The organism is Arthrobacter sp. SD1074B, from assembly GCF_056780195.1.
Genome location: NZ_JBRAZT010000001.1, coordinates 3,705,084 through 3,725,891, shown reverse-complemented (window position 1 = coordinate 3,725,891; position 20,808 = coordinate 3,705,084). Strand labels below are relative to the sequence as shown.

The 20,808-nt window shown below is 64.4% G+C and carries 10 protein-coding genes and 3 rRNA genes; 7 read left to right on the top strand and 6 right to left on the bottom strand.

The window, feature by feature from the left end:
• Positions 1–185: 185 nt before the first annotated feature.
• Positions 186–2,645, bottom strand: a complete 2,460-nt coding sequence (locus ACUYM2_RS17320; RefSeq protein WP_481601183.1) for an HAD-IC family P-type ATPase — start codon at positions 2,643–2,645, stop codon at positions 186–188.
• A 612-nt stretch (positions 2,646–3,257) separates the two neighbouring features.
• Here ACUYM2_RS17320 and ACUYM2_RS17315 point away from each other — a divergent pair.
• The 6 genes from ACUYM2_RS17315 (at position 3,258) to ACUYM2_RS17290 (ending at position 13,640) form a co-directional block, all read left to right on the top strand.
• Positions 3,258–4,782 (top strand): 16S ribosomal RNA (locus ACUYM2_RS17315).
• A 519-nt stretch (positions 4,783–5,301) separates the two neighbouring features.
• Positions 5,302–8,435, top strand: a 23S ribosomal RNA gene (locus ACUYM2_RS17310).
• Positions 8,436–8,684: 249 nt separating this feature from the next.
• A 5S ribosomal RNA gene (rrf, locus tag ACUYM2_RS17305) occupies positions 8,685–8,801 on the top strand.
• The 16S, 23S and 5S rRNA genes sit together here, the layout of an rRNA operon.
• Before the next feature lie 305 nt (positions 8,802–9,106).
• The gene (locus tag ACUYM2_RS17300; protein ID WP_011776355.1) at positions 9,107–9,394 is read left to right on the top strand and encodes an HU family DNA-binding protein; all 288 of its coding nucleotides are present in this window, start codon (positions 9,107–9,109) and stop codon (positions 9,392–9,394) included.
• A 143-nt stretch (positions 9,395–9,537) separates the two neighbouring features.
• Complete coding sequence (locus ACUYM2_RS17295; protein ID WP_481601182.1) at positions 9,538–11,658, top strand: bifunctional copper resistance protein CopD/cytochrome c oxidase assembly protein; 2,121 nt, start codon at positions 9,538–9,540, stop codon at positions 11,656–11,658.
• A complete protein-coding gene (locus ACUYM2_RS17290) occupies positions 11,658–13,640 on the top strand; it encodes an NHL domain-containing thioredoxin family protein (RefSeq protein ID WP_481601181.1) in 1,983 nt (660 codons plus the stop codon). Before ACUYM2_RS17295 ends, ACUYM2_RS17290 begins: the two co-directional genes overlap by 1 nt.
• Before the next feature lie 178 nt (positions 13,641–13,818).
• Here the strand turns inward: ACUYM2_RS17290 and ACUYM2_RS17285 are convergent, their stop codons facing one another.
• From ACUYM2_RS17285 to ACUYM2_RS17270, 4 genes are all read right to left on the bottom strand, one after another.
• Positions 13,819–14,811 (bottom strand): hypothetical protein, encoded by a 993-nt coding sequence (locus tag ACUYM2_RS17285; protein ID WP_481601180.1) that lies wholly within the window; start codon positions 14,809–14,811, stop codon positions 13,819–13,821.
• A 115-nt stretch (positions 14,812–14,926) separates the two neighbouring features.
• On the bottom strand, positions 14,927–16,618 hold the full coding sequence (locus ACUYM2_RS17280) for a helicase HerA-like domain-containing protein (RefSeq protein ID WP_481601179.1): 1,692 nt from the start codon (positions 16,616–16,618) through the stop codon (positions 14,927–14,929).
• 74 nt (positions 16,619–16,692) lie between these two features.
• The gene (locus tag ACUYM2_RS17275; RefSeq protein WP_481601178.1) at positions 16,693–17,394 is read right to left on the bottom strand and encodes a type 1 glutamine amidotransferase domain-containing protein; all 702 of its coding nucleotides are present in this window, start codon (positions 17,392–17,394) and stop codon (positions 16,693–16,695) included.
• A gap of 64 nt (positions 17,395–17,458) precedes the next feature.
• Positions 17,459–18,328, bottom strand: coding sequence for an aldo/keto reductase (locus ACUYM2_RS17270; RefSeq protein ID WP_481601177.1), 870 nt, complete (start codon positions 18,326–18,328; stop codon positions 17,459–17,461).
• A 180-nt stretch (positions 18,329–18,508) separates the two neighbouring features.
• Here ACUYM2_RS17270 and ACUYM2_RS17265 point away from each other — a divergent pair, with 180 nt between their 5' ends.
• Positions 18,509–19,498 carry an LLM class flavin-dependent oxidoreductase gene (locus tag ACUYM2_RS17265; protein ID WP_481601176.1) on the top strand — a complete coding sequence of 330 codons (990 nt, stop codon included), beginning with the start codon at positions 18,509–18,511 and terminating at the stop codon, positions 19,496–19,498.
• A gap of 60 nt (positions 19,499–19,558) precedes the next feature.
• On the opposite strand, the gene ACUYM2_RS17260 is transcribed toward ACUYM2_RS17265, so the two are convergent.
• A complete protein-coding gene (locus ACUYM2_RS17260) occupies positions 19,559–20,605 on the bottom strand; it encodes a GmrSD restriction endonuclease domain-containing protein (RefSeq protein WP_481601175.1) in 1,047 nt (348 codons plus the stop codon).
• Between the last annotated feature and the right edge of the window lie 203 nt (positions 20,606–20,808).

The following is a 20,808-nucleotide window of genomic DNA, read 5'->3' as shown; positions in this document are numbered from 1 at the left end:
CCCGCACAGCACCAGACTCCATGGATCCCCCGCCGCGCCGCGGTTAGGCCACGTCTGCGGGAGCGTCGGTCATGGGCGTGCCACGTCTGCGGGACCGTTGCGGGGAAGGGGGGCGTCCCAAGCCGAGCTGGGATCCGGGCGGGATTGTGCGTTTTTCCACGAAGGAGTCAACGCCGTCCGCAGAATCAACGCGGAAATTTCCGTCCGTGCAGCCATGCCAGCAGCTCTATGGCGAGCCCCCCGGCAGCCCCCGCAATCAGCGCCGGGACGAGGAGCGAGGATGGCGGCCAGGAGAGGATGAAGAAATCCTGCGCTAAGGGGAGGTTGAACAAGGCCACGAGCGCTCCGCACATGCCGGCCAACACCCCCACCCGGCCGGCGTTGAGCGGCCGCGACACCACGGCCAGGATCCAAAGCCCCACGATCGAAAGAGTGAGGACGGAGGCAGAACGAACGGCATCCGGTGCCGGCTCCGGAGCTATGGCGACTGTCGCGAATCCGTTAAGCACGAGCAACGAGGCGGCGACGATGAGTCCTGCGGGCAGGGAAAACCAGAGGGAACGCTGGAGGAATCCAGGCTTGTACCGCCGGGTATTCGGCATAAGTGCCAGGAAGAACGCAGGGATTCCGATCGTCAGGCCGTCGGTAAAAGACAGTTGCCGGGGGAGAAACGGGAACTGCCACTGCAGTAGCCCGAAACTGACGGCTATGGCGATCGAATAGGCCGTCTTGCTGAGGAAGAGGCTGGAGACGCGTTCGATGTTGGCGATCACGCGACGGCCCTCCGCCAGCACTTCCGGAAGCCGGTCAAAGCGGCCGTCGAGGAGGACCAGCCGCGCGACGGCTTTCGTGGCCGGCGCAGCCGAATCCATGGCAATGCCCAAGTCGGCCGTCTTGAGGGCCAGGGCGTCGTTGACCCCGTCGCCGGTCATGGCCACGGTGTGCCCAAGCCTTTGCAGTGCCGCAACCATGTCCTTCTTCTGATCCGGGCTGACTCGGCCAAACACAGTGTTGCCCTCCATGACTTGCTCAAGCAGCCGGGGGTCTTCCGGCAACGAGCGGGCATCAAAGCCCTGGCTGACGTCGAGGCCAACGCGCCGCGCAATGGCTGCGACTGTCCGCGGGTCGTCCCCGGAAATGATCTTCAACTCAACGCCCTCGGCGCGGAAGAACTCCAGGGTTTCCCGTGCGTCCGTGCGGGGTTGTTCCCTGAACGTCAGGAGGGCGACGGGCCGGAGACCGTCCGGCAGCGTCGCCGACTTGCCCGCCCGCGTCAGCCCGTCTGCCCCGGCCAAGAGCAATGTCCTCAGACCGGCGCCGGCCAGCTGGCCGGCTTGCTCCAGGACGCTGGCGTGGCTTGGGTCCAGTGCTCGGGACGGAGCGTCGCCGGAACGGGCTTCCGGGCGGAATGCCGGCTCGGATGGAGTGCGGTTTGCCGGAGCAAGGATCATTTCAGGTGCGCCCAAGATCCACGTGGGGGTCGACCCATTACTCCCGCCGAAGGTCACTCCGCTCCACTTCCGGGAGGAGGAGAACGGAACGTACGAGATTGACTGAAATCCGCCGTCGTCCTCAAATGCGGTGCCAAGGCTCCGCGCGGTCGCGTTCGCCTCGGGCTCGGAGGCGAACCAGCCGAGAGCCTGCTGCCAGCCCGGATCCGGAGCACCGGTCAGCTGGTGGACTGCGTCGAACCTGAGGCCGCCCTCCGTCAGGGTGCCGGTCTTGTCCATGCACAGGACGTCAACGCGGGCTAGCCCTTCGACGGCCGCGAGCTCCTGGATCAAGACCTCGTGGGCGGCGAGCCTGAGTCCTCCGACGGCGAACGCGACGCTGGTCAGCAAGACGAGACCTAATGGCACCATGGCGATGACGCTGGCGATGACCCCTACCAAAGCCTCCGTCCAGCTGCCGGTGGCAATCGCATCCTGCCAGCCGCCCCGTGCCTGCAGCTCGCCGTTCACCACAAGAACGGCGACCGGCAGGATGGCCCAAGTAATCCAGCGAAGCACCCTGTTGAGGCTGTTGCGGATCTCAGAATTAACGAGCGAGAACCTTCGGGCATCAGCCGTGAGACGGCTGGCGAACGACTCGGCACCCACCCGCACCACCCGCGCCTTGCCGTGGCCAGCCACAACTATAGATCCAGATAGCACGTCCGACCCGGTGTCCTTGTCAACGGGATCCGATTCGCCGGTCAGCAGGGACTCATCGGCTTCAAGGCCTGCGGCTTCGAGCACTGCTGCGTCCGCTGTCACCTGGTCGCCGGCCCGCAGGACCAGGACATCGTCGCGGACGACATCGGCGGTTGCGATCTCCTGGATCTGGCCGTCGCGCAGCACGCGGGCACGAGGGGCATCCATGACCGCGAGGCGGTCCAGGGACCTTTTGGCGCGGAATTCCTGCACCACGCCGATCACGGCATTTCCCAGGGCCGCGAGCCCGAAGAGGGCATCCTGCCACCGTCCCAGGAGGAGCAACGCGAGGAAGCTCGCGCCGACGACTGCGTTGAAGAGCGTCAGGACGTTGGCGCGGAAGATCTGCCACAGGCTCCGGCTGGTCTTGTCCGGGACCCGGTTGTCGAGCCCGCTCTCGACGCGGGCAGTGACGTCGTGCTGCGAGAGCCCGTCCACAGCCGGGCCGGACACGCGACGATGGGGCTGGACTGCATTACGGCGCCGGCGCTGTGCCCTCACCCCCTGACGGTATCCATAGCAACGGCCTAAAGTGATGGGTCATACGCCCCCAATGTGGACGGCGGGTGCCGTCCTGGCGCATACGACGGCGGTGCTGGAGCAGCCCCGGAGTGGGTTGCGGTTACGGCCGACTGGGTGTATTGTTTTCTAAGTCGCCACGAGGGAGAACAGCGGAAACGCTGGAGGACCGGAGGCGGCCAATCCCCCAAAAAAATTCAAAACCGAGTTCTTTCGGCGTCTCAATCGCTAAAGGATTTTGGTGGGGCTGGTTCGTCTGCTGATGCGGATCCGGGAAGCCGGATTTGCTTCGGGAGCCGAGACCGGGTAAGTTTGAAAAGTTGCTCCGGAGCGATCCTGGACCGTTGGGTTTGGGTGGTGCCGGGTGTGTCTGTTGTTTGAGAACTCAATAGTGTGCCAAGTTTGTTGATACCAATTTTGTATTGAATTGGTTGATTGTGCCGGATCTGCCACCCCGTGGTTGGGTTCGGTGTTTTTAGCTGGTTTCAAATTTTGTGCAGCCTGGTTCCGCGTTTTCCCGTGGTGCCTGGTTGTGTCTGTTTTTCTTCAACGGAGAGTTTGATCCTGGCTCAGGATGAACGCTGGCGGCGTGCTTAACACATGCAAGTCGAACGATGATCCCAGCTTGCTGGGGGATTAGTGGCGAACGGGTGAGTAACACGTGAGTAACCTGCCCTTAACTCTGGGATAAGCCTGGGAAACTGGGTCTAATACCGGATATGACTCCTCATCGCATGGTGGGGGGTGGAAAGCTTTATTGTGGTTTTGGATGGACTCGCGGCCTATCAGCTTGTTGGTGAGGTAATGGCTCACCAAGGCGACGACGGGTAGCCGGCCTGAGAGGGTGACCGGCCACACTGGGACTGAGACACGGCCCAGACTCCTACGGGAGGCAGCAGTGGGGAATATTGCACAATGGGCGCAAGCCTGATGCAGCGACGCCGCGTGAGGGATGACGGCCTTCGGGTTGTAAACCTCTTTCAGTAGGGAAGAAGCGAAAGTGACGGTACCTGCAGAAGAAGCGCCGGCTAACTACGTGCCAGCAGCCGCGGTAATACGTAGGGCGCAAGCGTTATCCGGAATTATTGGGCGTAAAGAGCTCGTAGGCGGTTTGTCGCGTCTGCCGTGAAAGTCCGGGGCTCAACTCCGGATCTGCGGTGGGTACGGGCAGACTAGAGTGATGTAGGGGAGACTGGAATTCCTGGTGTAGCGGTGAAATGCGCAGATATCAGGAGGAACACCGATGGCGAAGGCAGGTCTCTGGGCATTAACTGACGCTGAGGAGCGAAAGCATGGGGAGCGAACAGGATTAGATACCCTGGTAGTCCATGCCGTAAACGTTGGGCACTAGGTGTGGGGGACATTCCACGTTTTCCGCGCCGTAGCTAACGCATTAAGTGCCCCGCCTGGGGAGTACGGCCGCAAGGCTAAAACTCAAAGGAATTGACGGGGGCCCGCACAAGCGGCGGAGCATGCGGATTAATTCGATGCAACGCGAAGAACCTTACCAAGGCTTGACATGGACCGGACCGGGCTGGAAACAGTCCTTCCCCTTTGGGGCCGGTTCACAGGTGGTGCATGGTTGTCGTCAGCTCGTGTCGTGAGATGTTGGGTTAAGTCCCGCAACGAGCGCAACCCTCGTTCCATGTTGCCAGCGCGTAATGGCGGGGACTCATGGGAGACTGCCGGGGTCAACTCGGAGGAAGGTGGGGACGACGTCAAATCATCATGCCCCTTATGTCTTGGGCTTCACGCATGCTACAATGGCCGGTACAAAGGGTTGCGATACTGTGAGGTGGAGCTAATCCCAAAAAGCCGGTCTCAGTTCGGATTGGGGTCTGCAACTCGACCCCATGAAGTCGGAGTCGCTAGTAATCGCAGATCAGCAACGCTGCGGTGAATACGTTCCCGGGCCTTGTACACACCGCCCGTCAAGTCACGAAAGTTGGTAACACCCGAAGCCGGTGGCCTAACCCCTTGTGGGAGGGAGCTGTCGAAGGTGGGACTGGCGATTGGGACTAAGTCGTAACAAGGTAGCCGTACCGGAAGGTGCGGCTGGATCACCTCCTTTCTAAGGAGCACCTACAGCAACCCTGCCCCGTGTATGCGGGTGTGGTGGTGTTGTCAGGAGTATGCCCGTTGCGCAGGCGTTTGTTCTGCGGCGGGTGCTCACGGGTGGAATATCAGCAAATAGCGGCCGCATGGTTTTGTTCTTGCCCAGTACGGATGCTCTTGAGTGTCCTGGAACGGCGGGGGCGGGGCGGAGGCGGTTTAGTGTTTGGCACACTGTTGGGTCCTGAGGCAACAGGACCGGGGATTGAAAAGTTCCCGGGACTTGTGTTTCTGGTTTCCCGGCTGCAGCGAACATGCACTGGTGGGTCCTTTCGGGGGTCCGGGTGTGTGGGGTGTGTGGTATGGGGTTGTTGTTTGAGAACTACATAGTGGACGCGAGCATCTTTTATAAGAAGCAATTTCCAAGAAATATGAACCTGGATCTGTGCTGTTGCTGCGGTGGTGCCCTGTTTGGGTGTTGTTGTGGTGATGGTGTGGTTTCCGTGGTTTTCTCGAAAATTACTCCTTGATCTTTTGTGGTCAAGTTTTTAAGAGCACACGGTGGATGCCTTGGCATTAGGAGCCGAAGAAGGACGTAGGAATCTGCGATAAGCCTGGGGGAGTCGATAACCGGACTGTGATCCCAGGGTGTCCGAATGGGGAAACCCCGCCAGACGCGCGAGTGATCTGGTGACCCGCATCTGAACACATAGGGTGCGTGGAGGGAACGCGGGGAAGTGAAACATCTCAGTACCCGCAGGAAGAGAAAACAATAGTGATTCCGTTAGTAGTGGCGAGCGAACGCGGATCAGGCTAAACCGTTCCATGTGTGATAGCCGGCGGGCGTTGCATGGTCGGGGTTGTGGGACTTTCCGTTCTGTCTCTGCCGGGACAGTGGGGTGAGAGCATGTGCATAGGTGAACGGTCTTGAAAGGCCGGCCAGAGAGGGTGTGAGCCCCGTAACCGAAATGTAGTGTGCCGCCTGGGAAGTATCCCAAGTAGCACGGGGCCCGAGAAATCCCGTGCGAATCTGTCAGGACCACCTGATAAGCCTAAATACTCCCTAATGACCGATAGCGGACCAGTACCGTGAGGGAAAGGTGAAAAGTACCCCGGGAGGGGAGTGAAACAGTACCTGAAACCGTGTGCTTACAATCCGTCGGAGCAACCGCAGCTTGCTGTGTAGTTGTGACGGCGTGCCTTTTGAAGAATGAGCCTGCGAGTTAGTGTTACGTCGCGAGGTTAACCCGTGTGGGGAAGCCGTAGCGAAAGCGAGTCTGAACAGGGCGTTGCAGTGGCGTGATCTAGACCCGAAGCGAAGTGATCTACCCATGGCCAGGTTGAAGCGACGGTAAGACGTCGTGGAGGACCGAACCCACTTCAGTTGAAAATGGAGGGGATGAGCTGTGGGTAGGGGTGAAAGGCCAATCAAACTTCGTGATAGCTGGTTCTCCCCGAAATGCATTTAGGTGCAGCGTTGCGTGTTTCTTACCGGAGGTAGAGCTACTGGATGGCTAATGGGCCCTACAAGGTTACTGACGTCAGCCAAACTCCGAATGCCGGTAAGTGAGAGCGCAGCAGTGAGACTGTGGGGGATAAGCTTCATAGTCGAGAGGGAAACAGCCCAGACCACCAACTAAGGCCCCTAAGCGTGTGCTAAGTGGGAAAGGATGTGGAGTTGCGAAGACAACCAGGAGGTTGGCTTAGAAGCAGCCATCCTTAAAAGAGTGCGTAATAGCTCACTGGTCAAGTGATTCCGCGCCGACAATGTAGCGGGGCTCAAGTACACCGCCGAAGTTGTGGCATTCAGATATTAGCTAAGCCCTTGTGGTTCAGGCGTCTGGATGGGTAGGGGAGCGTCGTGTGGGCAGTGAAGTCGCGGTGTAAACCAGCGGTGGAGCCTACACGAGTGAGAATGCAGGCATGAGTAGCGAAAGACGGGTGAGAAACCCGTCCGCCGAATGATCAAGGGTTCCAGGGTCAAGCTAATCTGCCCTGGGTAAGTCGGGACCTAAGGCGAGGCCGACAGGCGTAGTCGATGGACAACGGGTTGATATTCCCGTACCGGCGAAAAACCGCCCATGCTGAACAGGGGATACTAACCGCCCGAGACCTGCCCGATCACCCTTGTGGTGTGAGGGTTTTGGTGGAGCGCGGGACCTGATCCTGGGAGGCAAGCGTATTAACAGGTGTGACGCAGGAAGGTAGCCGAGCCGGGCGATGGTTGTCCCGGTCTAAGGATGTAGGGCGAACGGTAGGCAAATCCGCCGTTCATGATGCCTGAGACCCGACGGGACCCCCGTATGGGGGGATTCGGTGATCCTATGCTGCCTAGAAAAGCATCGACGCGAGGTTTTAGCCGCCCGTACCCCAAACCGACACAGGTGATCAGGTAGAGAATACTAAGGCGATCGAGAGAATTATGGTTAAGGAACTCGGCAAAATGCCCCCGTAACTTCGGGAGAAGGGGGGCCCCCATCGTGATGGACACTAGCTGTCCGGAGCGTGCAGGGGCCGCAGAGACCAGGGGGAAGCGACTGTTTACTAAAAACACAGGTCCGTGCGAAGTCGCAAGACGATGTATACGGACTGACTCCTGCCCGGTGCTGGAAGGTTAAGAGGACCGGTTAGCCGCAAGGCGAAGCTGAGAATTTAAGCCCCAGTAAACGGCGGTGGTAACTATAACCATCCTAAGGTAGCGAAATTCCTTGTCGGGTAAGTTCCGACCTGCACGAATGGAGTAACGACTTCCCCGCTGTCTCAACCATAAACTCGGCGAAATTGCAGTACGAGTAAAGATGCTCGTTACGCGCAGCAGGACGGAAAGACCCCGAGACCTTTACTATAGTTTGGTATTGGTGTTCGGAGTGGCTTGTGTAGGATAGGTGGGAGACGTTGAAGCCCGGACGCCAGTTCGGGTGGAGTCATCGTTGAAATACCACTCTGGTCACTTTGGACATCTAACTTCGGCCCGTAATCCGGGTCAGGGACAGTGCCTGATGGGTAGTTTAACTGGGGCGGTTGCCTCCTAAAAAGTAACGGAGGCGCCCAAAGGTTCCCTCAGCCTGGTTGGCAATCAGGTGTCGAGTGTAAGTGCACAAGGGAGCTTGACTGTGAGAGAGACATCTCGAGCAGGGACGAAAGTCGGGACTAGTGATCCGGCGGTACATTGTGGAATGGCCGTCGCTCAACGGATAAAAGGTACCTCGGGGATAACAGGCTGATCTTGCCCAAGAGTCCATATCGACGGCATGGTTTGGCACCTCGATGTCGGCTCGTCGCATCCTGGGGCTGGAGTAGGTCCCAAGGGTTGGGCTGTTCGCCCATTAAAGCGGTACGCGAGCTGGGTTTAGAACGTCGTGAGACAGTTCGGTCCCTATCCGCTGCGCGCGCAGGAAATTTGAGAAGGGCTGTCCTTAGTACGAGAGGACCGGGACGGACGAACCTCTGGTGTGTCAGTTGTACTGCCAAGTGCACCGCTGATTAGCTACGTTCGGATGGGATAACCGCTGAAAGCATCTAAGCGGGAAGCTCGCTTCGAGATGAGATTTCCATACACCTTGTGTGTGAGAGGCCCCCAGCCAGACCACTGGGTTGATAGGCCGGATGTGGAAGCGAGGACTAACGACTCGTGAAGCTGACCGGTACTAATAGGCCGATAACTTACACCACACACTTCCCCGCGTGAACGGATTCAAAAGACGTTCACACCAGCGGAGAAGTACAAAGAAACAAGACTGCTTGCGTCCACTATGTGGTTCCCAACCAACAAACCCGCCACGGGCACGTTGCACGGAAACCCACAACTGAATAACAACACCACAACTGCACCACCAAGTGCAGCGAACATGTTGTAACCACCAGATTTCCCACCCCGGAAACGCCCCTTACACGGGCCGGACCAGGGCGCGGACACAGGGTTACGGCGGTCATAGCGTGGGGGAAACGCCCGGTCCCATTCCGAACCCGGAAGCTAAGACCCACAGCGCCGATGGTACTGCACCCGGGAGGGTGTGGGAGAGTAGGTCACCGCCGGACATACATTAGGTCGAGAGCCTCCAACCACCAGGTTGGAGGCTCTCCCCCTTAACCACCAAAACCCCCACCAGCACCCGCCGGAATGCGGGCGCGGCTCCGTGGAGTCTGGCCTGGATCGGGCAGCGTCCGCTGACGGCTGAAAAAGGGCCTCCAAAGTCATCGAAACCCGGATTTTTTCCCGAAAAACGGCGAAAACACGCGGAATTTGCCGCCTCAAGGCCAGCAAGCTGGTAAGTTTTCGAAGAGTGGCTTGTGCGCATGCCGCGTGCAGGCTTCAGAAATTAGAACAGTCCAGGAGGACATAAATGGCTAAGAACCGTAGTGAACTTGTTGCAGAGGTAGCTGGCAAGGCCGGCACCAGCCAGGCAGCCGTCAACTCCGTGCTCGATGCACTGTTCGAGGTTTTCGAGACCTCTGTCGCCGCGGGCGAGAAGATCACCATCCCGGGCTGGCTTGCCGTCGAGCGCACCGACCGTGCCGCCCGCACCGGACGCAACCCGCAGACCGGCGAGACCATCCAGATTGCCGCTGGCCACAGCGTCAAGCTGACCGCCGGGTCCAAGCTGAAGGCTGCAGTCGCCAAGAAGAAGTAGTCTTCTTCTCACGCTTGAGAGGAGCGGCAGCCCATGGGGCTGCCGCTCCTCTGCGTTAAGCACCGTCGCCCCGATTCGGCGCGCAGGCGGCCGTAGCGGACAATAGAGTTGTGCCTTCCGCAGCAAAACCCCGAACCTCAGCAGTGCCCACCCCGACGGGGGGAGCGCTTGGCTCCGGTGCCGGAGCGCCGGGAATCTCCCGCCCCTGGCAGCTGGCCGGGCTGGGCGCATTGATCCTCGGGCTGGTGGCCGCGCTGCTCTTTTCGGGAGCGGCAGGGGCCCGCGCGGTCTCCGACCCGGGGGCGCTGGTGCGCTGGGGGCTTCCCGTCAGCAAGGCTCTCCACAACGTCTCCCTCGCCACGGTGATCGGCGGCCTCATTTTCGCCGTCGGGATCCTGCCCAGGAACCTCTCCGGCCGCCGGTCCAAGGACAAGGACGCTCCCGAACATCCCGCGTTCACGCGCTCACTGGCGATTGCCGCCGTCGCGGGCGTCACCTGGACGCTTTCGGCCGTTGCGGTCCTGGTGCTGAGCTACTCCGACATCGCCGGTCAGGCGGTTTCGGGGGACCCGCAATTCACCAAGTCCCTGGTCTACTTCATGACCGATATCGACACCGGCCGGGCCTGGCTGGCGGTGGTCATCATCGCCGCGGTAGCCACCACCGCGCTGTTTGGGGTCCGGTCGAGGGGAGCGCTGGCCCTCACCCTGATCCTCGCCATGGCGGGACTTGTCCCGGCGGCGCTGATCGGCCACTCGGCCAGCTCGAACGACCACGAAGGCGCCATCAACTCCCTGGGCCTACACCTCGTGGGCGTCTCGGCCTGGGTGGGAGGCATTGTTGTCCTCGCCCTCCTCTCCGGAGTCCTGGCTGCTGCATCGGCCCCCGGGGCCAGGGGCGCATCCGACATTACCGAGCCCACCCTCCGCCGATTCTCGTCCCTGGCCGGCTTCGCCTTCGCCTTGGTCTTCGCCTCCGGCGTGATCAACGCCAGCATCAGGGTCTCCAGCTGGGCCGACCTCTTCGGGTCGGCGTACGGCCAGCTCATCCTGGCCAAGACGGCAGCGGCACTGGTCCTCGGCGGCATTGGCCTGATGCACCGGCGCTGGGTGATCCCGCAGCTGGGCGCGATGGGGGCCGGCCTGTCCGCCCGCCGGGTGCTCTGGCAGCTGGTGCTCGTGGAGCTGCTGATCATGGGCGCGACGTCGGGAATCGCGGTCGCGCTGGGCCGTTCCGCGCCGCCGCAGCCCACAACGTTCGCCCCGGACGCGTCGCCGGCTTTCATCCTCTCCGGCTACGAACTGCCGCCGGAGCTAACCCCGCAGCGATGGCTCACGGAGTGGCGGCTGGACTGGCTGTGGGTCGCCGTCGCCGCCTTCGGCCTGGTGTCCTACTTCCTGGGCATCCGCAAAGTCCTCCGGCGCGGTGACTCCTGGTCCTGGTTCCGCAGCGTCAACTGGGTGATTGGCCTCGCGGTGCTCACCTACGTAACGTCCGGTCCGCCGTCGGTCTACGGCCGGGTGCTGTTCTCCGCGCACATGGTGGACCACATGGCACTAACCATGGTGGCACCCATCTTCCTGGTCCTGGGCGCGCCGGCCACGCTCGCGCTGCGGGCGCTGGCCCCGCGGCAGGACAGCTCCCGCGGACCGCGGGAATGGCTGCTGGTCTTTGTGCACTCCAAGTTCTCACAACTCGTCACGCACCCGCTGTTTGCCGCCGCGAACTTCGCCGGCTCGATCGTGCTGTTTTACTATTCGGACGCCTTCGGCTACGCCATGCGCGACCACGTGGGCCACGAGCTGATGAACCTGCACTTCGCCCTGACCGGTTACATCTTCGTCCTGACCATGATCGGCACCGACCCGTTGCCCCGGCGGGCCCCCTACCCGATGCGGCTGCTGCTTCTGCTGGCCACCATGGGCTTCCACGCTTTCTTCGGTGTCGCCATCATGGGCGGCACCGGTCTGCTGGCCGCCGACTACTTCGGCAACCTGGGCCGCAGCTGGGGCCCTTCGGCCCTCCTGGACCAGCAGATGGGCGGCGCGGTGGCCTGGGGAATCGGCGAAGTACCCACCCTGCTGGTGGCGATCGGCGTCGCCGTCATGTGGTCCCGGTCCGACGCGCGCGAGTCCAAACGCACCGACCGGGCGGCGGACAGGAATAACGACGCCGATCTCACCGCTTACAACGATATGTTTGCCCAGCTCGCACAACGCGACGCGAAGCTGGCAGAACGCAATTCAAAGCTGGAAGGACGCTGATGAGCGAAACAGTACGCACCCACCTCCGGGTCCGGGCCTCCGAACTCGTGGGCCGGGGCTGGCTGAACACCGGCGGCAAATCCCTGGACCTCGAATCCCTCCGCGGCAAGATCGTGCTGCTGGATTTCTGGACCTTCTGCTGCATCAACTGCCTTCACGTCCTGGACGAACTGCGCCCGCTTGAGCAGCAGTACTCCGACGTCCTGGTGACGGTCGGCGTGCACTCGCCCAAGTTCGAACACGAGGCGGACCCGGTCGCTTTGGCTGCCGCCGTGGAGCGTTACGAGATCCACCACCCGGTGCTGGATGACCCCGAGCTGGAAACCTGGAAGGCTTACACCGCCCGCGCCTGGCCGACCCTGGTGGTCATCGACCCCGAGGGCTACATCGTCGCGCACCTTTCCGGCGAAGGCCACGCGGACGGCCTGGCCGTACTCATCCCCGAGCTGATCGCCGAGCATGAGGCCAAGGGCACCCTGCACCGCGGCAACGGCCCCTACGTGGCCCCGGAGCCGACGTCGGGCACGCTGCGGTTCCCGGGCAAGGCCCTTTATCTTCCGGCCAGCCGCGGCGGCAGCGCCGCTGCGGGAGACGCCCCGCCGGAGTCCGGCGCCGGCTCCTGGCTGGTCACCGACACCGGCCACCACCGTCTGGTGGAGCTCTCCACCGACTTCCAGACCGTCCTGGGCACCTACGGGTCGGGGGAGAAGGGCTACGCCGACGGCGGCGCCGCAGACGCCCGCTTCAACGAACCCCAAGGCCTGGTGCTGCTGCCGGCGGACGTGGCCGCGAGGGCCGGCTACGACGTCGTGGTTGCCGATTCGGTCAACCACCGGCTCCGCGGGCTCTCCCTCACAGACGGCACCGCCAGCACCCTCGCCGGCAACGGGGTGCAGCGGCTGCTCGAGACCGGGCCCGCCCGCGTTGACGAGGAGGGCGCCGCCTACGGTGCCCGGCTCGAAGCGGATCCGCTGCAGGTCTCGCTGAGCTCGCCCTGGGATGTTGTCTGGTCCAGCAAGCTCAGCGCCGTCGTGGTGGCCATGGCCGGCGTGCACCAAATCTTCAGCTTCGATCCGGTCACCGGCGCCGTGTCCATCGTCGCCGGCAACGGCCTCGAGGGGCTGCTCGACGGCCCGGCCGCGGAAGCCTGGTTCGCCCAGTCCTCCGGCCTCGCCGAGGACGCGGACGGCAACATCTGGGTCGCGGACTCCGAGACCTCGGCGCTGCGCAAGCTAGTGATCGACGACGCTGGCGCCATCACGGTCGAGTCGGCCGTCGGCAAGGGCCTGTTCGACTTCGGCTTCCGCGACGGCCCGGCCGCCGAGGCGCGGCTGCAGCACCCGCTGGGCGTGACGGTGCTGCCGGACGGCTCGGTGGCGATCGCGGACACCTACAACGGTGCGGTCCGGCGCTACGACCCGACCTCGGGAACGGTGTCCACGCTCGCGCGCGGCCTGTCCGAACCTTCGGACGTGATCGTGGACCACACGCACGTGGCCGGCTCCGAGCCGCTGCTGGTGGTGGTCGAAGCGAACAAGCACCAACTCGTCTACGTGCCCATCCCCAAGGAAGCCCAACAGGTGGATGAGGGGGCAGCGCAGACCCACCGGCCCAAGAGTCCCGTGGCCCCCGGACTGATGTCCCTGACGGTGCGGTTCACCGCCCCGACCGGGCAGAAGCTGGACGACCGCTGGGGCGACCCGACGCAGCTGAAGATCTCGTCCACCCCGCCGGAGCTGCTGGTGGCCGGCGGCGGGACCTCCGTGGGCCTGCTCCGCACCCTGGAGCTCGCCTCCGACGTCCCCGAGGGCGTGCTCCACATTACCGCCCGCGCTGCGGCCTGCGACGGCCCGGAAACTGAAGACGGCGAGATCCCGGACCACGCGGCGTGCCACCTGTACCAGCAGGACTGGGGCATCCCCGTGGTGCTGCAGGCCGACGGTGACACCGAGCTGGTCCTGGACCTGCGCGGGATGGACTAAAGCTCCGCCTGGCGCCAAAAAGGCTGCTGTCCGCGACCTGCGTGTCAAGGACGGCAGCCTTTTGGTGTTCCTGGGGCACCGCTGCCTTGGGGTCGCGGGCGGGTCCGGCGTTGGAATCGGCAAAAGACTGCGGTGAACGACGCAGGCCTGCAGCGACGGACGGCCGGGCCGAGCAGCCCTAGTTGCTTAGCTGCGGGGTGAGCTTGACCGAGTCGCCGGCGATGTCCAGCCGGGTGGTGAAGCTGAAATCATGGACCGTGTTGAGCTCCGTGACCGCGCCGGTGAAGAGGTCCACCTGCCGGGCCTTGATCCTGGCCTTGCCGTCCAGCGGTGCCACTACCCAGCGGCCGCCGAAGGGCTCGATGCTGACGGCAGGGTAGTCGGTGATGCTCCAGTCGATGGTCCCGTCCACCACCCGGTTGTTGGTGGCGTGGTAGAACGGGCAGTCCGGCTGAAGCCGCTGCTGTTTGTCGGCCTGTGCAGCGCAGGTGTCCAGGAACTCCTTGACCTTGGCGGTGACGGCGTCCTTGAGCCCGTTGGTGGCCTCTGTGAGCAGGTTCAGCGGCGCCGAGGGCATGTCCCGGCTGGAAACCGTTGCCCGGGTCGCGGGGGCGGCGAAGAACTTGCCGTTCAGGGACGCCACGTACTCGCCGGGGTAGAACACGGCGAAGGAGTTGCGGCCGTTGGGCATGTTCACCGGAACGCCGTTAAGGGAAGCCTGGTTCGAGTTCACGACGGTGACGTCCAGTACCGGGAGCGCGGCCGGAACGAAGGACCAGTCGTGGAAGAAGAGCCACTGTGTGCCGGACCGCTGGAGCAGGAACTCGGTGTGCAGCCGGCTCCCGCCGAGGGTGTAATCAATCGGAACCATAACCTGGTTGCCGCCCCGGTCCTCCGCGTTACCGAATTTCACCTCCGAAATCCCGGCGGCCGCAGTCTTCAACGCCTCCCCGTCCAACATCGCGGGGTTGCTTTGCGGTACAGAGGCATTCAGCAGGCCGAGGGCCTTCTCGCCTTCGCCCTTCTGCAGCGCGTCCAGATATTCGCGCACCGGCTGTTGCGGGCTGGCAATCGAATTGTTCACCAGATTGATGGCGACGACGGCGCCGGCCACGGCGAGCATCAGGCCCAACAGCCACACGGCTGCAATCCTGACCAACGCCTGACTCATTTGCACGTACCTTACGTTACCTGCATGCCCGCTGAATACCGGCCTCAAGGGTGCGCGCTGTGACGCGGACCATTCACGGCGTGCGGGTTGGCGGGAGCGCCGGTCGGCGGTGCGGCTAGCGCCTGCGCCGCCGGGACGAGGTTCCGAAAACGCCGCGGAGCAGCTCCCGGCCGATCTGCGTACCCAGCGAACGGGCCATGCTCTTAAGGCCGCCGCCAAGCGCGCCGCCCAGTGCCCCGGCGAGGTCTCCGGCCATGCCGCCACCGGTTTCCTGCGGCTTCGGGGCGCGCGGCTGCGGGGCGCGGTCCGGTCCGGGCGCAGTGGCGGAGCGGCTGCTGGGACGGCCCAGGATCTCCTCCTCGATCCGGCGGGCATCAGCGTCGACGTCGGGATCCAGGCCGGTTCCGGATCCCGAACCCGTGGGGGAGCCGGCCGCCGGGCCGGTCGGTGCTGCCGCCCGGCCCGCGAGCTTCTCGAAGGCGGAGACGTTGTCCACGGCGGTGCCGTACTTGGCGAGCAGGGCGGAGCCGGCCACGGTGCTGGAAATCAGCGCATCGTCGCTGGGGCCCATCACGGACTCCGGTGCCCTCAGCCGGGTCAGCGCCACCGGCGTGGGCGCGCCCCTCTCGTTCATAACGGTGATGACGGCCTCGCCGATTCCGGCCGAGGTCAGCGTCTCTTCGAGGTCGTAGTCGCTGATCGGGAAGGTCGACACCGTCGCCCTGAGCGCTTTGGCGTCGTCTGGGGTGAAGGCGCGCAGGGCATGCTGGACCCGGTTGGCCAGTTGGCCCAGGACATCGGCGGGAACGTCCTTGGGCGTCTGCGTCACGAAGAAGATCCCGACGCCCTTGGAACGGATCAACCGGACCGTGGTGGTGATCGCGTCCAGGAACGCCTTGGAGGCGCCGTTGAACAGCAGGTGCGCCTCGTCGAGGAAGAACACGAGCTTCGGCTTGTCCAGGTCCCCGGCTTCGGGAAGGTCCTCGAACAGGTCGGCGAGCAGCCACATCAGGAAGGTGGAGAACAGCATGGGCTTGGCCTGCAGGGTGGGCAGTTCCAGGCAGGTGACGACGCCGCGCCCGTCGGGGGCGGTCCGCAGCAGTTCCGCCGTGTCGAACTCCGGCTCGCCGAAGAATTTCTCCATGCCCTGCGCCTCAAGCGTGATGAGTTCGCGCAGGATGACGCCGGCGGTCGACTTGGAGAGGCCGCCGAGGTTCTCCAGTTCGTCCTTGCCCTCCGTCGAGGTGAGGAACTGGATGACCGCGCGCAGGTCTTTCAGGTCGATCAGTTCAAGGTTGTTCTTGTCCGCGAAGTGGAAGACCAGCTGCAGGCTGGACTCCTGGGTCTCGTTGAGCTCCATCACGCGGGACAGCAGGATGGGGCCGAACGACGTGATGGTGGAACGGACCGGGATGCCGGCCCCGTCGCCGCCGAGGGCGAGGAACTCCACGGGGAAGGACTTGCCGGACCACGGCTGGCCGATGCTGTCCGTGCGGGCCTTCAGCTTGTCCGAGCCAACGGCGGCGGTGGCGAGGCCGGACAGGTCACCCTTGATGTCTGCGAGGAAGACCGGGACCCCGGCGGTGGAAAGCTGCTCAGCCATCATGTGCAGCGTAACGGTCTTGCCGGTGCCGGTGGCGCCGGCCACCAGGCCGTGCCGGTTCATCATCGCCAGCGGCAGCCGAACCGGGGCCTCTTTATGCAGCTCGCCGTCGACGATTGCGGCTCCCAGCTCGATCGTGGGCCCTTCCAGGGTGTACCCCTTCTGGAGGGTGGCGACTTTATCTGCAGTGGATTTGATGGCCATGCCGCTAGCTTAGCCGGGTCCGCCAGCGCGGACCCGGCATCGGCCGAGGTTTATGTGCGGCTTGGCCGACGGCGCTATTCGGCGAGGGCCTTGAGCACTTCCTTCGCGACGTCCTCACTGGACTGCGGGTTCTGGCCGGTGATGAGGTTGCCGTCGCGGACCACGTTGGAGCTCCAGGCGGCCCCGTTTTCGATGAGCGAGCCTTTCTCCTTCAGCACGTCCTCGGCGAACCATGGCGTGTTCTCGCCGGTGCCGCCGCCGAGCTCCTCCTCGTTCGTGAACACGGTGAGGCGGCGCCCCGCGAAGGCGAACGTCCCGGCGTCGTCGACGGCGCTCAGCAGGCCGGCGGGACCGTGGCAGAACGGCGCGATGATCTTTCCGGCCTTGTTGGCCTCGATCAGCAGGCGGCCGAGGTCCGCGTCCTCGAACAGGTCGGCCATGGGGCCGTGGCCGCCGGGCATCACGATCGCGTCGTACGCGGAAAGCTCGACGTCGGCCAGCACCAGCGGGGCGGAGAGCTCGGCGTCGATCTCGGCCAGGTACTGGCGGAAACCATCGGCGCGGTCCTGGCCCCCGGCGGACTCGGCGGCGAGGCTGACCTCATCCACGGTGGGCTTGGCGCCGGCGGGGGTCGCGATCCGGACGCTGTGTCCGGCCTCAAGCAGGGTCTGGTGCGAGACCACGAGCTCCTCGGCCCAGTAGCCGGTGGGGTGCTTGCTGCCGTCACGCATGGTGAGGGAATCTGCGGCGGATACGACCATCAGGATGTTAGCCATGTTGTGCTCCTGTTCTGCCGGCCACAGGGCCGGCCAAGGGTGGGGAGAGGGGGTGGTGGGTTTCTTAGCGAGCGGCTTCGAGTTCGGCAAAGGTGGCATCATCGAGAACGACGCCGACGGCGGCCAGGTTCTCCTCGAGGTGCTTGACCGACCCGGTGCCCGGGATGGGCATCATGACGGGGGAGCGGCGCAGCAGCCAGGCGAGGGCAACCTGGGAGGTGGTGGCGCCCAGCCGCGTGGCTGCCTCGTCCAGCGGGCCTCCCGGGCGGGCGAGTTCGCCCGCCGAGATGGGCGCCCACGGGATGAAGCCGATGCCGTGCTCTTCAGCGTAGTCAAGGACGTCCTCGGAACTGCGGTCCGTCATGTTGTACCGGTTCTGCACCGTGGAGACAGTGAAGTATCGGCTGGCCTGCTCCAGCTCCGCCACGCTGACCTGGGAAAGGCCAAGGGCCTTGACCTTGCCTTCTTTCTGCAGGTCACGGAGCACACTGAACTGCTCTTCCGGATCGACCTTGGGGTCGATCCGGTGCAGCTGCAAGAGGTCCAGGGCCTCGACCTTGAGCTTGCGCAGGCTCAACTCGGTCTGCTGGCGCAGGTATTCGGCCCGGCCCAGCGGCACCCATTCATTGGGGCCGGTACGGGTGAAGCCGACCTTGGTGGCAATCTTCAGGCCGTCCTTGTAGGGGTGTAGGGCCTGTGCGAGGATTTCCTCGCTGATGTTGGGCCCGTACGAGTCGGCCGTGTCGATGAAGTCGACGCCCAATTCGACGGCCCGCCGGACGACGGCGATGGCCGCGTCCCGGTCGGCTGGTTCGCCCCAGACACCGTCGCCGACGATGCGCATGGCGCCGAAGCCCAGCCGGTGGACTGTCCCAAGGTCCTTTAAATCGATCGTTGCGGATGATTCCGGATGCTGCGAGTGGTCGTGGCTCATAAGGGCGGCAACCCACTAAGGGTGCTGAGTATTCCAGCCGGGCGGTCTTGCCGGCGATTCCGGCCGCCCTGAAATAAGCCGGGCCCCGGCGTCGTTGGCACCAGTGTACGCCGGCCGGAGTCCGGCGCGGCATATGAAATTTTCCCGAACCATGCTCCGCTACGAAAGGCCGGCTATTCCGTGACTGTTCCGCTTTCCATCCTTGACCTGGCAATCATCGGCAAGGGCCAGACGGCGGCAGAAAGCTTCGCCGGAAGCGTGGCCATGGCCCAGCGCGCCGAGGAGCTGGGTTACCGCCGCATCTGGTACGCCGAGCACCACAACATGTCGTCCATCGCTTCGTCCGCGACGAGTGTGCTGATCGCCCACATCGCGGCCCACACCAAGAGCATCCGGCTCGGAGCGGGCGGCGTGATGCTGCCCAACCACGCGCCGTTGACCATCGCGGAGCAGTTCGGCACGCTGGAGACCCTGCACCCGGGGCGGATCGACCTGGGCCTGGGCCGCGCGCCCGGCAGCGACCAGAACACCATGCGGGCCCTGCGCCGCGACCCGATGAGCGCGGACAGTTTCCCGCAGGATGTCCTGGAACTGCAGGGCTACCTGACCGGTCCCACCCGTATTCCCGGTGTGGAGGCCACCCCCGGCAAGGGCACCAACGTCCCGCTCTACATCCTGGGTTCCTCGCTGTTCGGGGCGAAGCTGGCGGCCCAACTGGGCCTGCCGTACGCTTTCGCCTCGCACTTCGCGCCGAACGCCCTGCAGGACGCTGTGGCCCTCTACCGCCGCGAATTCCGGCCCTCCGAGCAGCTGGACGCCCCGCACGTGATCGCCGGCGTCAACGTGATCGCCGCGGATTCCACGGCCGACGCCCAGGAGATGTTCCAGGCCACCAAGCGTGCCCGGGTATCGCTGTTCTTCGGCAACGGCCGCGTCTTCAGCGACGACGAGGCGGACATGATCCTGGACTCGCCGCAGGGCCAGCACATGGCACAGATGATGAAGTACTCCGCCGTTGGCACGCCGGCCGCCGTGCTGGAATACCTGGCGGAGTTCACCGCGCACGCCGACGCCGACGAGCTGATCGTCGCGCACCAGAGCGCCGGCGTCGAGGACAGGCTGCGTTCGGTGGAGCTCCTCGCGGAGGTCGCCGGGCTCGCCCGCGTCTGAGCTCGGGCCACCCCCGCAGCTCACCCCGGAGCCCTGCCTGTACCGGAGGCCTGAGGGCGGCTACTCGCAGCCGACCCCGTCGCCGTCGCCGTCGAATTTGCTGCTGAAGCCGGGCTGCCCCTGCCGGATGGGGGCGGCACCGGCGGCCCGCACCGCTGTGCAGTTTGCGTAGGTCACCGCAGCCGGTGCGGGCGCCGGCGGTGCGGGGACCGCGGCCGGGGCTTTCCGGGCCGGCGGAGCCGCCGGTGCGGGTGTCGGCCTCGGAGCGGCGGGTTGCTGGCCGGCGGGGACCACGGCATCCGGGCAGTCGGCCAGGATCCGCGTCATGGCGTCGTGCTCGGCCGGGGTGACCCAGAGTGCGTAGCTGGCCTTGACCGAGATCTGGCGTGCCACGTAGGCGCAGCGGTAGGACTTGTTCGGCGGCAACCAGGTGGCGGCGTCGCCGTCGCTCTTTTGCAGGTTCGCCGGGCCGTCCACCGCCAGGAGGTTGAGCGGATCGTTGGCGAAGGCGAGCCGCCGCGCCGGGCTTAGCCGCTGCGCGCCCTTCTGCCAGGCGTCGCTGAGCGCCACAACATGGTCAATCTGGACGGCGCTGCTGGTGCTCGCTCCTCGAAGGAAACTGATGGGCTTCCCGGTGTAGGGGTCCTTCAGGGCTCCGGAAAGCACCACGCAGCCCCGGGTCCCCGGCTTGAGCGCCTCCGCCGTCAGGTCGCGGCGCAGCATGTCGTTGCGGGTATCGCAGCCGTTGCGGTCGACGTCGGCCCAGGCCTGGCCAAACTGGTCACGGGAATAGCCGGTCTTGGGCGCCCTGCCCTTGACCGGAAGGGTGGCCAGCACGTTGAGGGCCGTGTGCGCGACGGCGGTCTGCCCGGAGGCCGGAGCCGAAGTTTTGGCGGCGGCAGTCGCAGTGTTGGCGGCCGCCGCGCCGGAGGCGGCAGTGGGGGGCGCTGTGGTGGCGCCGGCAGTGCCCGAGGGCGGCCTCGCCATTCCCGTGCCAACCGGGACGGCGCAAGCGGTGGAAGCCGCCAGCATGAGTCCGGCAACGCCGCAGGCAATCCAATCGACGGCGCCGCGGCGCGAGCCCTTCTTGAGCAAATGTTCCCCCATTGCCTGCCTGGTTTCGGGACCCGTTCTGTGGCCTTTACCAGCTTAAGGCCTGCGGCGGCCCGGGCCGTCCTGCCACGCCGTCCCCGGCGGCCCGGCCCTGCCCCTGCGCGGCACGGCGCTGGGGAGGCGCGTTAGCGGAGCAAATTGGGGCCCTCCGGGCCGTAGAAATTTACGGCTTGGCCCGGCACACTGGGACTTGATCG